Source organism: Pseudoalteromonas rubra (assembly GCF_000967655.1).
Classification (GTDB): Bacteria; Pseudomonadota; Gammaproteobacteria; order Enterobacterales; family Alteromonadaceae; genus Pseudoalteromonas; species Pseudoalteromonas rubra_A.
Map to the genome: position 1 here is coordinate 41,095 of NZ_JXYA01000026.1, position 15,214 is coordinate 56,308.

At 43.5% G+C, this 15,214-nt stretch carries 8 protein-coding genes; 1 reads left to right on the forward strand and 7 read right to left on the reverse strand.

Going from position 1 to position 15,214, the window contains the following annotated elements; genetic code table 11:
- Positions 1 to 23: 23 nt before the first annotated feature.
- The gene (locus TW77_RS24790; RefSeq protein WP_082078914.1) at positions 24 to 230 is read right to left on the reverse strand and encodes a PGPGW domain-containing protein; all 207 of its coding nucleotides are present in this window, start codon (positions 228 to 230) and stop codon (positions 24 to 26) included.
- 146 nt (positions 231 to 376) lie between these two features.
- On the opposite strand from TW77_RS24790, the gene ydiJ reads away from it, so the two are divergent.
- Positions 377 to 3,421, forward strand: a complete 3,045-nt coding sequence (ydiJ, locus tag TW77_RS11755; protein ID WP_046005173.1) for a D-2-hydroxyglutarate dehydrogenase YdiJ — start codon at positions 377 to 379, stop codon at positions 3,419 to 3,421.
- Positions 3,422 to 4,374: 953 nt separating this feature from the next.
- Here ydiJ and TW77_RS11760 read toward each other — a convergent pair.
- The 6 genes from TW77_RS11760 to TW77_RS11785 all read right to left on the reverse strand — a co-directional run bounded on the left by TW77_RS11760 (position 4,375) and on the right by TW77_RS11785 (position 14,922).
- The gene (locus TW77_RS11760; protein ID WP_046005174.1) at positions 4,375 to 5,583 is read right to left on the reverse strand and encodes a tyrosine-type recombinase/integrase; all 1,209 of its coding nucleotides are present in this window, start codon (positions 5,581 to 5,583) and stop codon (positions 4,375 to 4,377) included.
- Positions 5,584 to 5,691: 108 nt separating this feature from the next.
- Positions 5,692 to 6,543: a DUF417 family protein gene (locus TW77_RS11765; protein WP_046005175.1), complete on the reverse strand. Its 852-nt coding sequence runs from the start codon at positions 6,541 to 6,543 to the stop codon at positions 5,692 to 5,694.
- A 275-nt stretch (positions 6,544 to 6,818) separates the two neighbouring features.
- A complete protein-coding gene (locus TW77_RS11770; protein ID WP_046005176.1) occupies positions 6,819 to 8,612 on the reverse strand; it encodes a S8 family peptidase in 1,794 nt (597 codons plus the stop codon).
- A 490-nt stretch (positions 8,613 to 9,102) separates the two neighbouring features.
- Complete coding sequence (locus tag TW77_RS11775) at positions 9,103 to 12,288, reverse strand: M43 family zinc metalloprotease (protein WP_046005177.1); 3,186 nt, start codon at positions 12,286 to 12,288, stop codon at positions 9,103 to 9,105.
- Between the two features lie 686 nt (positions 12,289 to 12,974).
- The gene (locus TW77_RS11780) at positions 12,975 to 13,919 is read right to left on the reverse strand and encodes a hypothetical protein (RefSeq protein WP_046005178.1); all 945 of its coding nucleotides are present in this window, start codon (positions 13,917 to 13,919) and stop codon (positions 12,975 to 12,977) included.
- 130 nt (positions 13,920 to 14,049) lie between these two features.
- Complete coding sequence (locus tag TW77_RS11785) at positions 14,050 to 14,922, reverse strand: DUF2971 domain-containing protein (protein WP_046005179.1); 873 nt, start codon at positions 14,920 to 14,922, stop codon at positions 14,050 to 14,052.
- Positions 14,923 to 15,214 lie beyond the last annotated feature (292 nt).

The window sequence follows — 15,214 nt, forward strand, 5'->3', positions numbered from 1 at the left end:
AACAGGCCTTTTTTAATGCTCCACTAACGAAGACGATGGTCGAGTTTAACGCACATATTTTTGAATGCAGTCTGCGTTTTCCTTAACCAATTTCTTGCCCAGGAATAATTAACAGATAAGCAAAGTAATCCGCCAAGCAAGAAAATAACGGAAGGACCAGGCACAACGATAAACACCAGAGCCAATAAGGCACACATCACAGCTGTCAGGTTTAATAAAGTCTTCTTCATACGTATCTCACTTTTATCGTTTCATATAAAGCCTACTCTAAATTCGGTTCCTAAGCTTTTTCAAAATGTAACAAAACGAAAAATTCCGGATTTGTAATGCCACTCAACATGGTACAATAACCACAAAGCAATAATTTATTACCGTCATGATTGCCGAAATTACCCAGCAGGATTCTGCCAACACGTTACTAAACGACTATATAAAAAAGATTACCGGTCAGGGGTTTAGTGGAGATACCGACACAAGCTATGCTACCCGAATAGTTACGGCTACAGATAACAGTATTTACCAAGAGATCCCTCAGGCTGTTATTTATCCAAAATGCTCCAAAGATGTTCAGGTAGCAATGCAGGTTGCATCTCTGGATCCATTTCTGTCTTTAAGTTTTGGCCCACGAGGTGGCGGAACTGGTACAAATGGTCAGTCACTGACTCCCGGTATTGTTGTGGATTTATCACGCTACATGCGTGAAATCATCGAAATCAATGAAGAAGAAGGCTGGGTCAGAGTACAAGCCGGCGTGATAAAAGATCAGCTTAATGATTTTTTAAGACCCTATGGTTACTTTTTTGCTCCCGATCTGTCTACCAGTAACCGTGCAACGATAGGCGGAATGATCAATACGGATGCCTCTGGCCAAGGGTCACTTGTCTATGGAAAAACTAGCGATCATGTTCTTGAATTAAAAACCATTCTTGTGGATGGCACGGAACTAAACACCTGCAAACTTGAGTTAGAAAAAGCACAAGTCCTTGCCGAACAAACCAATCGAGTTGGCGAAATTTATAATGTTGTATTAAACAGTTGCAGAGACAATCGTGCGCTGGTGCTTGAAAAATTCCCAAGACTGAATCGATTCCTGACGGGTTACGATCTGGAAAATGTCTTCGACAACGACATGACAACCTTTGATCTGAGCAGAGTGATCACAGGTTCGGAAGGCTCTTTAGGCATAGTGACAGAAGCGAAGTTAAACGTTACTCGTATCCAACCATTTAAAACCCTCATAAATATAAAATACGACTCGTTTGAATCGGCACTCAGAAATTCTCCATTTTTAGTCGCGGCCAATGCGACATCTGTAGAAACGGTCGACAGTAAAGTTCTTAACCTGGCAAAACAAGATGTTATCTGGCATTCAGTATCGGACTTAATCCCAGATGTTCCGGGCGTTGATGTTCAGGGACTCAACATGGTTGAGTTCAATAGTGAAACCCCGGAAGAAATTGAAGGTAAAGTCACGTCGCTATGTGATCAGCTTGACCAGCTGATAGCAAACAAAGAAGCCGGCGTCGTAGGATACCAGCTCACCAATGACAAGTCAGATATTCTGAAAATATACGCGATGCGGAAAAAGGCCGTCGGTCTGCTGGGCAATACAAAAGGCAAGCAAAAGCCGCTGGCGTTTGCCGAAGATACCGCAGTACCGCCAGAAAATTTAGCAGACTTTATATTAGAGTTCCGTGAGTTGTTAGACAGTAAAGGATTGCACTACGGTATGTTCGGTCACGTTGATGCAGGCGTACTACATGTTCGTCCGGCCTTGGATATGTGTGACCCAGAACAGGAAAAGTTACTGAGAGAAATTTCAGATCAGGTGGTTGCGCTTACGGCTAAGTATCGCGGCTTAATGTGGGGCGAACATGGTAAAGGCTATCGTAGTGAATACGGCCCAGCATTTTTTGGTGATGCACTTTTTACTGAACTCAGAAAAATAAAAACCATATTCGACAAAAGCAACCGCCTTAATCCTGGAAAAATTTGTACGCCGCTAGAAAGTGCAGATAGTCTTGTCAGTGTGGATGACCAAAAACGCGCTTGGTTTGATAAGTCGATCAATATTCAAGTACGCGAGAGTTTTGAAAACGCGATGAATTGTAATGGTAATGGATTGTGCTTTAACTACGACCAAGACTCACCAATGTGTCCTTCATACAAAGTGACAAAAGATCGCCGTCACTCACCGAAAGGACGCGCTTCTTTAATACGCGAATGGTTCCGTTTGCAAGAAGAGCAGGGCGTTGATCTGTTGGCAACGGAAAAAACACTCATAGAAAAAGAAAATGATACCACCTGGTGGGAACGTTTTAGAAATACGCAGAAAAAGCAAAAAGGCTTTTATGATTTTTCGAACGAAGTGAAAGAGTCAATGGACGAGTGTCTGGCTTGTAAAGCGTGTACTACGGCATGTCCAATCAAGGTTGACGTACCGAGTTTTCGGGCGAGATTTTTGAATCTTTACTATAGCAAATACAACCGGCCGCTAAAGGATCACCTTGTAGCTGGCGTCGAGAAAACAACTCCCCTGATGGCCAAGGTACCAAGATTAACCAACTTTTTCGTTAATCTTCCACCGGTCAAATCAGCTTTGAAAAATATTGTTGGCTACGTTGATACACCAAAGCTCAGTGTGCCGGCGTTAGCTTCACGAGTTAACAGTGCACAGATGTATGACGAAGCTCAATTTGCAAAGCTATCTAAAGAAGAAATGTCCGATATTGTTTTTATCGTGCAGGATCCCTTTACCAGTTACTATGAAGCAGAGTTGGTTGAATCGTTTATCACTCTGATCAGCAAACTAGGTAACAAGCCGATATTATTGCCATTTGTACCTAATGGTAAAGCACAACATGTGAAAGGCTTTCTGAAGGAATTTAAATCCACAGCATCTTCGGCCAATGAATTTCTTTCTCGCATCGCGAGTTATGAGAGACCGATGGTTGGTTTGGATGCCTCGTTAGTACTTTGCTACAGAGACGAATACCTCAAAATACTTAATAAAGATCAACTAGATTTTCAGGTTCAGCTTGCGCATGAATGGCTCGCAACACAAGACTGGAACTCGATAGGGCGGATAGAAAGCCACGAGTCGGTTAAGTTACTGAGTCACTGTACTGAAACCAGTGCGATGCCGCAAAGCAAAAATGTCTGGAGCCAGATATTCAGTAACCTAGGAATAGAATTGAATACGCCAGCGACAGGGTGTTGCGGCATGGCTGGAACGTATGGACACGAAACGGATCATCAGGAGAATTCAAGAAACCTGTATGAAATGTCTTGGCAGCACCATACTAAAAATATGGCCAGTGAAACTATCTTGGCGACCGGCTTTTCATGCCGCTGCCAGGTGAAGCGTTACGAAGATCAAAAGCCAATGCACCCGATTGAGTTCATTGCTAAAAATATTTAGATAAGTCTGCAGCGACGTATTTTCGCGTCGCTGCTTTACAATTCCCTACAACTCATCTAACCACCCCTAAAAATACTCAATTTAACATAACTACTTATTCGCCCAATTCCGGGATTCTTCTGGTAATATTTTGTTGACTGCTGCCACAGATGCTAAGTTGGCCATTGTTTGTTAAAATTGTAAGATGTGTTCTTTGTTAGTTTTCTTACAGAGTTCCCTTATGAACTTGGTAAGGAGCATTTTCCAGGATCTCTCGTAATGTGCTGACTGTATTTGGCGGTAACTATACGAGTATTTCAGGGGCAGGCAGGTAGCTAAATGTAGGTAGCGATACTGTTTTCAGAAATGCGACTTTTGAAAATACAACAATTCAAGCTATGGCTACTTGTTACAATTGTACATTCAGAAGGGTGGTCAAACTTGGCCATAAGACCAAAATATATAATAGCGAATTTGACAATGTTTCAATTAATACGCATCTGAATAATCGATTAGAGATACATCATTCTAATATCAATAATATCTTCGATAGTTAATGACGGACACATATATAAAATTACCGAAAGTAAAATTAAATATACTATGCTTAAAGCTCGATAGCAATCAACTGTTGCTCACCAAGCTGGTGCGCTTGATACATCAAATTGGGAGGCCTCATAATTGGGCCACCCCCAGCGCCAGTTAAGCACTTGTTATAAATATTAAAGCCTAAATTCACATGTAGTAATCAAACCTTCAGGTGACTCTCTGGAGTCTAATTTGCTTACATGTCTAAAAAGCCACTTTTGAAGTGCATTCTCGCATTGTTTGAAAAAGTTTCTGTTCTCATAACTTACCGCTCTTATATCTGCCTGGTGACTAACTTAGCTACTAAAAAACTCCATCGCCGACCTGACTGTTCACGCCTATTTTGTATGATGTGTTCTTTGAGCTTGAAAACTTCAAGTGACTCCTTAAAGTTTTCTCTTGATCCCTGATTTGGCTCGTTCTTTGATGTTTGTTTGAATATATATCTGATCGGTCGTCGCGATTTTTGAGTGGCCCAGATCTTCAGATAAATGTTTTAACGGTCTATGCTGTGCATCGTGTGTTGCACCGGTGTGCCTTAACCAGTGTGATGTCGCAGCCTGCAAGTTTTCGGATTCTTCCACAAAGCCATCTTCATTGAGTTTTTTAATGGCCAGATCGAAACTTTCCTGAACAATACGGCGTATCTGTCTGACATTCATTCCGCCGCTGCCTCGTAATTTGTGAATGATGGGGTGTGGTTCATCAACCCGGGGCAGGGACGTCAGCCCGCGACTGAGGCGATAACGCTTCAGATAGTCAATAAAGTCCTCGCTTAATGTCACGTCGCGCAGTTTATTTCCCTTACCCATAATGCGCAAAAACCAAAACCCGTCCTGATCTTGCCAGAAATGGCTCATAACAGGTGCCCACTGTGGTCTGTCGGAAAGCTCCGAAATCCGTAAGTAAAGACCTTTTAAACAGGCGAGGGTAAACAAGTTTCGCTCAAGTTTGGGGTCCTTCTCACAACGGTCTTTAGTTACGCCAAAAACGTATTCCCACTGCAAGTCACTTAACGTATCTGGCAGTTTAATTTGGGATTGAACAACCAGGTAGGGGCAATTCTTTTTCACCACAGGCACAAAATTGGCGAAGGTTTTTTCCTCTAATATTGCGAATTTATAAAACACATTTAAGGCTGTGAACATAGATGCTAGTGTTTGCTGACTAACCCCATTAGCCTTATGAACAAAGGGGCGCCAGTTAGGGTTCACACGTCTGAAGCCATTACTGTCTTTAAATCGCCATTGTACAGAGGCGGCCACCCAGTCATCGCTTGTTTCTACAACAAACTCAACATACGCCTCTATGTCTTCGCGTTTTAACTCGAACACAGATGTTTTTTGGACACACCAGGCCCAAAGATAAAAGCGCTCTATTTCATTGCGAAACCGGTTAAACGTGGCCTCCGATTTGCGTCCATACACATACAAAAACTGATAAAGGAACGCCAATTCATCTTTGCACTTTTGCGGTTCGAAGACCTCATCCTGCATAAATTGCGCGATATCAGGGTATTCAGTCGCAAGCGTGTTATCTTCAAGGTGCGCAACTAAGTACCTGAGTTGCTTTAGTGTATCAACGAGTGGCGTCATAAGGTGTATAACACTGATTATTTAAACAGTGGTTTATTCTGACCTATGCACCCTTAGAATGCAACGGCCAGACTTCAGTAAAGCGAGAAAACACGTCAATCTCAGCCGTTATTTCTCTGCAGCGGTATCCTCGCATCCTCTGGCGTACTCAAAAATGATGAACAGGTTACAGATAAACCATAAGTCCTTGATGATAAATAGGCCCAAGCCATCTATTAAGGTTGTATCGGCGAAACCGCCCTGAGCCGAAAACAAAAATGTCTGGGTCATAATGAACACAGCACCGGTAGCTGCTATTCCCAAAAGTACTATATAGCGCTTTCTAAGCCAGATCCCGACACCGAGTAGAATCGCAAAAACAAGGTCGTATATACCAATCAAGTCAGACGCCGTTTGTACGCTAAACAAGGTATATAGCCAGGACATAAACGGCGAAGTCTCAACCAAAGGGACTATTGCTTTGGCTTCTAGCTCGAGAAATTTCATACCACCTATCCAGAACAACACAATAGCGACTGGAATATAATTCATCAGTGCATGTGTACGCTCAGTGAAGCGAGTTCCAAAACACAGATAAAATGCCAGTGGCAAAAGTGCAAAATACTTGATGATACCCTGACCAGAACCAATAACGGGAAATCCGCCATGCTCAGCTATCCAACGGCCAGAATCAAATAAGGTTAAAAGCATAATGGCACTCAGCAGTATGAGCAGGCCAAACTGAGGTCTGCGAAGCGCTGAGAGATAGGGCGCGGCTGCCAGCGTTATTCCGGTCAGCAAACAGAACCCTCCCCAAAATAACCCCAGGCTTTTAGACGAATACATACCTGTCATTGAGTAAAAGCCAAATGCATTTTCAATATAACGGGTGTGTCCGCCAAGGATAAAAGAGCTGCCGATAACAATCAGGGTTACAGCCAGGATATAGGTAATTATTTTATGGTTAGTTGAGTGAGACATCGTTTTCCCAAAATAGTCAGTGTCCCTAGAAGACCGGTAAAACTAAACTTTATTTCACAGTAATTTTTAGTTTTCTGACACAAGGGTGATGCAAAATCAGTTTATAGCGTTAGTCTGCATTTTTTGTGAAAAACCAAGTGAGACATTACGCTTGTCAAACCATAACTTTAGAATTTTAGATACAGGGCAACACCTTTTGAATCAAAATCGTGTTGCCCCGGTTGGTTCATTGTCACTTTAAGTTGCTTGTAAACAATACAGCTTAAAGTTATACCTTAGTTAGTTTGCGCTTTAAGGCTTACACCGCTATATGAACTGTAACCTTGCAACATGATGTGGTAAGTACCTGCCGAAGGGCTGTTGAATGTACATTCTTCGTTATTGCCGTTTTTATAAGGACGGCAATTGAATACTGTACTGGTAGGTTTGGCGCCTATACGTACATATAAGTCAGCATCGCCTGAGCCACCACTCATAGTAAAGGTTACTTTGCTCACGCCACTGGCAACGTTAAATGTATAAAATGTTTCGCTACCTGTACCACCACTCAAGCTTGTCTTTGCGACGCCATTTTGTAGTTCGTTGCTACCTGTCCCATTCAATGCAGCATCAACCGCAGCTGAAGCATCGACGATGCCAGTACCACAGCTTGAACAAGTTGCAGGGAAGCTACGAGTAGTACTCTTCAGAATACTTTCTACTTCATCGGGTGACGCTGAAGGTTTAGCTTGCTTGATAAGTGCCGCTACACCTGCAACATGAGGTGCCGCCATTGACGTACCTTGTGAATAGGCATAGCTGTCACTTGAAGGTCCGTTGCTGCCAGAGTTGTAAGTTGACAAAATACCTTCCGGATCATTTGCAAAACTTTGTGCGCCACCTGGTGCTGCTACGTCGATGTTTGAACCGTAGTTTGAGTAGTAAGCACGGCCGCCGTTACGACCTACAGAAGCAACATTGATGATACCGGAGCAGTTACCCGGATTGTAGTTTGCAGAGTTATCGTTGTCGTTACCTGCTGCAATTACAATGGTTGTACCGTTAGCACGCGCCGTGTTAATCGCGCTCTGAGTAGTTGAGCTACATGCGCCGCTGCCACCTAAGCTCATGTTAATTACGTCAGCCGGGTTTGCGTTTGAAGGCACGCCTGATACTGGACCACCTGATGCCCAGATGATACCGTCTGCGATATCCGAAGTCAGACCACCACATTTACCAAGTACACGCACAGGGACCACTTTCGCATCGTATGCAACACCGGCAACACCTTCGCCATTGTTAGAAACGGCCGCAACCGTGCCCGCTACGTGTGTACCATGCCAGCTTGAGTTTTGCGCACTATGCGTGTAACCACACTCATTTCTGGAAACAGCATCACCCGGGTCACGTGCATCGCTGTCGCGACCATTGCCATCGTTTGCGACAGACAGATTAGAGATCATGTCGTAGCCTGGCAGAATGTTCGAATTCAAATCCGCATGAGGGCGATAACCGGTATCAAGTACTGCGACGACTACGCCGCTACCTGTTGCTTTGTCCCAGGCTGCTGGTGCGTTAATACCGCCCGCGCTCTCAAAGTAATGCCACTGATCTGAATAGCGCGGGTCGTTTGGCGTTGCGAATGGCTGTAGCATTTGGTCAATTTCGATGTACTCGATGTTGCCGGTTGCCGCCATTTCCTGCATCAGAGTTTGCGCTTCTGCCGCAGTCAGCTTTTTGTCGACGCGCATGACGTGATGGTTTCTCAGCGCCATTTGGCGTACATAGCTTGTTTTAAGTGAAGATTTATTATTACTTTTGAAGTTTTTAACAAAGCTCTGAGCGCGTGAGTTCATCATAGCAGGGGACATGTCAGCCTCTGAAACAGACATAAGCTGATTGCTGTTGTCCTTGTATTTAATGATAAACTGAGTACCTGCAGTGTTTTGACCTTGGATCTTTTGGCTAAGTTGCGCCACGTTTAATCCGTTATTGATGGCTTCAACGCTGTTTGCCATTGCATTAGATGCGCCAAACATGCCTGAAATAGCCAGTGCGATAGCGCCGATTTTTAGATTATTAGTTGTCATAATAGTTTTTCCCTAGATTAGTTGTTGTTCCTTCCGTCCATGATTCCGTACAGAAGGCACTTGAAATGTAAACACCGAGTTACCCATTGTTTAAATTACTTTTGCTTATATAACATATTGATTTGAGCATAAGGCTTGAACAAAATTCACACAAAATGTTGATTTGTAATAATTAATTCATATTTTGGAAGGTTGTTATGATATATTTTTCATGTAAATGAATGTAAACAGCTAGTGATAAAATATTAGACTAAATAGGCTGCCTGAGCCTTTAATCTGTACAGAATGAGCATCAATGAAAACAAGGTTTGCGCTGTTATGCGTCAGGTAAGCTTAGTTATGTGGCTTATTTTCCAATCCTTTTTTACTATCTTGCTAAAAACTCTGAATGGAGTTTGCTTATACCAAAAACAAACCTGAACAGACTTAAAGCGCGTAATGAGCACAAAGCAGCATCTATTTTAGATGCTGCTTTGTGCTTTCACGTAACTTATTCATGTTCACGACATTGCTGGGCATCAAAATCTACAACAATACTGGTGTTTTCTGCATTACCTGAGATCTTCAAATAAGACCAGTAATCAGCTCCGGCCGCAATTTGAATGCATTCAGTAGTAGAGCCTGAGTTTGACTCGGCATCCTTGTCATTATCGCTTGGCCAGCCACCGTTTTTGTAAAGTATGTGCAAATTGCTACTGCCGTGTGCCGTTGTTATCGCCACATTTTGAGTAGAGGTGATATCACCAATCGACAGCCATAAGGTGCCATCTCCACCCAGACACTGGGCCTTGCCAGGCTCCAGCCGGCCGCCGCTGATAGGCTGCTGCGTAGCACACGCGTTGGGCACTGTGCCGACATTATCTTGCTTGACGATTTCTACAGTATAATCTTCAACTTCGCCATCACCAATCGAGCCACAGGCACTTGATGGCGCGCCGTTATACTTCATCGCAATACGCAGTCTCGCTTGAGTGCCAGCCATATTGTCGGGCACATTGATTGTCCCCGTCACAGCACCTTTACCAGAAACATCAGACATAACCTGTTCAGACTCTTCAAACTGACCGTTGTTATTAAAGTCAATCCAGGCCACCCAGTGTTCGGTGTAGTTTCCGCCCGGCGTAAATGTAAACTGATTTTCTCCTTCATTCAGTTTGATAGTCTGAGCCGAGAAATCGCTGTAGCCGTTCGCCTGAGAAGGGTTGCTGAATGCGCCACTTTGTACGTTCGCAATCCACTCATACTTAGTATTACCGCTGGTGGTACAATATTCGAGTGTGTTAATCGTGACTGTAGCTTGTGCACTATGACGCAGCCCGTCGTTATCAGTAACCTCAAGTGACGCAATATAGTCTCCCGCTTCTGAATAACTATGAACCGGGTTAGCTTCGGTACTCGTATTGCCATCGCCAAATTGCCATAAGTAGCTGACAATATTGCCATCCGTATCCTCAGAGCCTGCGCTACTGAAGCTAACTGCATTACCGAGCCTTGCAGAGTAGGGGCCATTAGCTCGTGCTATGGGAGCAATACGCTCTGCTTTTATTTCAGCAATCGCCGTGTCACTGGCAATATTACCGTCATTGTCTGTTACGCTGAGTTTTACAGTGTAAACGCCGGCATTTTGATAAGTATGGACCGGGTTTGCAGCCGTAGAGGTATTGCCATCGCCAAACTCCCAGAAGTAACTCACTATGCTGCCATTGGAATCGTTTGAGCCGCTGCTGCTAAACTGAATTGAGCCTGCCAGCACAGCGCTGTAAGGGCCATTCGCCTGGGCAACGGGCAGCTGTGAGTCTGCGGCTCGTTCGTAATAAACAACCAATGACGCCCCGCTATATTCAAGGAAAGGATCAATCATAACGTTCAGTTCACCGCCGCCTGCATTGAATTCGCAGTACTCACTGTGTCTTGGCGCACTGAACGGACCACAGTCGTGGTTGTCCGATGTAGGCACCGAATTCATGCTCACGTAAGCATCGGGATCGCCCTGATATCCGCCCGGTATAACGGCAACCGTGCGTAATGCATCAGAAGGTACGCTAAACTGATAGGTCTTGGGTTCAGCGCCTTTAGCTGACTCAAGGTCCGTGATCTCAGCTAAAAATACCCGCTCACAACCCGCACACAGCGTATCGTCTGTGCCAGAGATCACACTCAAAGTCGCATTAGAATAGGCACTAAAGGCATCGATGGCCGTATGATACGACTCAGTGTTTGAAGGCGCAGAAATCGTGACCAGCTCTGGTGAACCTGCGCTTCTAAACGAAATAAAGTCGGCCTCCCAGTTATCGCCATTTTTAACCGGGGCTTTGCCTTTGGATACATACATGTCCGGGTCTTCATCGTAACCGTCCAGATAAAAGGCAACGGCCTGAGTACCTTCAGGCACCGAGATCTCATAGTTATCTACTTCGCCTTTTTGACCCGACAGATTAGTAAACGACTGAATAACGTCGCCCTTCGGTGGCAATACCGCGCCAGATGTGCCATCCCAGGGGTGATCCGCATTGCTGGTATATTCTTCAAGGCCAACGGCGATAAGGTTGGCGTTTGACCAAAGCGTGGCACGTGCCGGACCATGCAGGGCAGCGGTCATTCTTTCTACCTGATCACTGGTGAACATGGCATAGTTATCAGAGTAGTGCATAAAGTTTTCTGTGTTTGTTGGCTGGCCCAGGCAGTTTTTGGCATTGTTTTGTAAAATGCTGCTACTCATTTGTGGCGTATCACACGAGCCATCACCGGTGGCGTTACAAAACGCTTCAGAATGAATAGTACAGACATCGCCGTCAAAGGTGTGGGGCAGGTTAAGCCAGTGGCCGAACTCGTGGGTTAACACAGAGCGGAAATTTTCACTGGTGTTGGCACCCACATAGTCGCCATTATAAACAACGCGCGATAGCCCATTTTGCGACATGCTTAGCTGAGGATACCAGGCAACACCCGAATTATTGGTTGAACCATCATCGTACAGGTCTTGCTGAATATAGATGTTCATGTACTTAAAGTTATCCCAGGCGTCTGCGGCAATCTGGTCATCAACACCACTGCCTTTACCGTAGCCTGCTTTTTGCGGATGGCGCACAATACCATTGGTAGGCTGACCATTTGGATCTTTTTTGGCAAGCACAAATTCAATATTCAGATTTTCGCGAATCGCCTGAAACTCCGGCGCGATAGGGCCGTCATCAGTGATCAACCCCAGAAAATCCTGGTTTGATTTGTTCAAACCATCAATCACTTTTTGTTCGGTTAAGCAATAGGTCCCTGACTCACAGTTGTACCTGTCACCATATATATGCACCACGACCGGAATATAGTACCGTCCCGGAACACCATTGCCATTCTCTGCCGCCAGGTCATCCTGACTCGCAAGCTCAGACATAATGTGCGTTGCAAAACTGGAACTCAAAGAGCGTTGCCGAGCATTCTCTTTTTGAATAGCCGACCAGTCCTGTGAATTGTGGTCAGTACCACAGATCTGCCCAGCATGTTTGTGGCTGGCCGATGCTGTACTTAACAGCAGTGAGTCGCTCGACATAAGCTGGTTTGACTCCAGGGATTGTCCGGCTAAAACCGCGCCAGATGACAGTGTAGTCAGTACAATCGCGCTCGCCCGACACAGTGATTTTCTGGCAAATAGTTTTGCCAACGCACGTTTAGCAAAAGGCATAGATGCTCTCCTGTTGTTTATTTATTTGTTAACAAGCTTTGTTGATAAGCGCGTGCTGCTCACAGCCGAGTTAACTTGTAGTGTTATTATTATTGGTACACCAAGTACCTTTGAGCTTTGCCCAGGCCACATCAAAATCCATTACTATCAGTCTCCTAGCGTGGAACAACTGATCGCTGGTGGATTTTCATCCGATACAAAAGCTAGATGTAACTTACACCAATGAAATTATATTGTATACAGTATAATTTAACATTTTGCATAATTGTTTTTTTGGAGAAGCAGGGCAGGCGTGCCTAAAAGAAGGTTAATGGATTGTTTTTGGTGGTAATGTTGGTGATACAAGCGATAAGTTTGGGTTGTAACAAGTTCGGTCAATAGCAGCTCTTTTTCTAGATTTGAAGTCTTGCATAGCAAACTTGCCAAGCTAACAACGCAGTTTGGCCAAGAACGCATCCAGCACCAATGCGTTGTCCTCACGGACGTTGGTTAGTTCGAGTTCAAACTCCCAGTACGTGCCTTCACTGTCATAGACCTCTGGCGCGTTCTGGCCTTACCTGAATATACAAGGTTTTGGTAGCAGCAATTGCTCCTTAGCTTTTCATCGCTCGTCGGTTGCTGTGGCAGCGAGTACAAAATTATGGAGTAGGGTTTTAGGTGTAAAACGTTTAACAGTATTGAAGATGTTATGAGTTTTCTAAATTTAACATTTTCAGTGTTTCTGAAATATTTTCTTCATCTATGAAGTAGTGCACCAAGTTTGTTAATTCTTGGGTTGTAAAATGGTCTTTAACTTCATCGACCACCAAATCGAGAATCGCTTTATCTAATGAGAGTAAGTTTCTTCTTATACTATTAATGTTAAGATAAATAGACCTTTCCAACATGTTCTTATCTGCTATTGGGTCGATTGACCGGTTCCAAAGAGCTAATTGCACTGCTACATCAAACTGACCAGGGTGTCTAACTAGTTGGATAAAAAAGTCTCTATGCTTTATCATATACGCATTCTGTGCATCCAGAACGTCACTCCACTTTGGCCTTTTAATAAGGTGATGAAACAAAGAGAATACTCTAGTTCGTATTTCCATGTTCAAAGGTACATCATCGAAAGGAACTTCCTTCAATTTGACCGCCACTAAGTCATATGGGATCTTATTTGCATCGAAGAGCTGGTTAATCATTTCATTCCGCTTATGTGGCTCAAGAGAACAAAGCTTCTTATCAAACGCAAACGCAATTTCTGTTGCGAGTTCATCAGAAACTTTTTTTTGAGTTAAGGATTTAAGCTCTGTTACCTTATTCATCACGAGATCATATTGAAATGAACTTCTTTGCTGATCCACTTGCTTCTTGATTAGAGCCTTAGTTTCGAACAGCTCGGTCTTGCTAGTAGTCCAGGTTTTATAAACTAAAAATGCAGTTGCTGATAATAGGATAGGAGAGAGTATGTTGTTAAGATAAACAGCCACACTTTCCCATAGTTCAAAGTCACGATTTTTTAAATCAAATCCAAAGGTGCTAACATACACACCTACGGTAATAATCGCGGCAAGAACGAATAAACCTATGATTATATAAGCCAGGCAATCTCTTCCCTGTTTATCTTCGTGATTTGCACCGTTTGTCATTGCTTAACCCTTAATATATGCGCTAATAAAACTTGTATGATGTTTTAGGTTTGTTCATGTTTTACGGCTCTTGTAAGCTAATTAAAACCGTGAACAGTTCTAGTTTTGTAACGCTCGGTAGTAACATTCGCTAGGCCACTACTTGGTTCAGTTCTTCATAGCCAAATCCGTATCGTTTGTTATGGAGAGCATTGTGCACTCGAACTATAGGTATGGTGTTTTCTTTAGCGAATTTGACAAGTCTTTTTAGTTTCACGCTCTCCATTTTAGAACCAACATATATAGCTTTGATAGCTGCTAAAGAATGAAAATACTTCCCGTCTAGACATTCACCCACAATCCGTAACTCATTTTCCTGATCCCACGGGTTTTTGCATTTGGTCGTCATAGCAGTGAGAAGGCTCCTATGCGTGTGGGACGTGCCTTCTATAGCATCTACCAATACGTCTTCCAAGCAGATTTCTGGCGCGTTATCCTGTTCCACATAGTTGACAGGGGCTTTATCAAAACAACCATACTTTTGGTTGAGACTCTCCACCAGAGTATCCAAATGATATTCTATGCAAAAGCCTTTCAGCCCATTTGCATAATAACCCCACATAGACATATTGTTTAATGGAGCTGGCCAGACGGGATGATCTTCTTTTGACAAAGAACAGCTAAAGATACTATAAACATCGCGTAATTTTGAAAGCTCTTCATCAATTTCTTTCATTGTGAGCTGCTTAAGCCATTGCTCATAACCTCCAGGACTTCCTACTTCCTTGTCTATATACATTTCAACGACTTCGTCGTCTGGAGATATAGACCGTAAGGGCCTTTTAGCTAATGCGTTCGCATGGTACTTGAACAGTAAACCCTTAGAGACTTGATGGTTCAGATAATAAGCTCCTTCAAACGGGTCGTTAAGGTTCTTTAGTTTAGAAAACCATAAATACCCTTGCACTAATGCGTCAATGTCGTGGTCTTCTGTCGCTGCTCGAAACTTGAATACGCTGGTCATAGCTCTCTCTAGTTTAAAGTTTGTTTATAACTATACCTAATTTATTATATAGCATACAGGAATATACATATACTAAATAGGTATATGCATTCTTTCAAGTTTAATTCCGTTTGTGTACTCAGTGGCGGTAAACAAATCTTGTTTCACAAAACAGTAAAGACCGATACTGGTTAGTATCGGTCTTTTTGAAACGACAGTTATGGCAAGTGCTCAGAACCAGCGAATTACAAGAACATACAAACTTGAAAAGCCTTACCCAGACCCGACAAAGAAACACAAAAAGACCACTGAA

Bases quoted from the DNA above. Each gene is read 5' to 3' on its own strand.
- ydiJ (WP_046005173.1), top strand. From the start codon at position 377: ATGATTGCCGAAATTACCCAGCAGGATTCTGCCAACACGTTACTAAAC.
- TW77_RS11785 (WP_046005179.1), bottom strand. From the start codon at position 14,922: ATGACCAGCGTATTCAAGTTTCGAGCAGCGACAGAAGACCACGACATT.
- TW77_RS11775 (WP_046005177.1), bottom strand. From the start codon at position 12,288: ATGCCTTTTGCTAAACGTGCGTTGGCAAAACTATTTGCCAGAAAATCA.
- TW77_RS11760 (WP_046005174.1), bottom strand. From the start codon at position 5,583: ATGACGCCACTCGTTGATACACTAAAGCAACTCAGGTACTTAGTTGCG.
- TW77_RS11770 (WP_046005176.1), bottom strand. From the start codon at position 8,612: ATGACAACTAATAATCTAAAAATCGGCGCTATCGCACTGGCTATTTCA.
- TW77_RS24790 (WP_082078914.1), bottom strand. From the start codon at position 230: ATGAAGAAGACTTTATTAAACCTGACAGCTGTGATGTGTGCCTTATTG.
- TW77_RS11780 (WP_046005178.1), bottom strand. From the start codon at position 13,919: ATGACAAACGGTGCAAATCACGAAGATAAACAGGGAAGAGATTGCCTG.
- TW77_RS11765 (WP_046005175.1), bottom strand. From the start codon at position 6,543: ATGTCTCACTCAACTAACCATAAAATAATTACCTATATCCTGGCTGTA.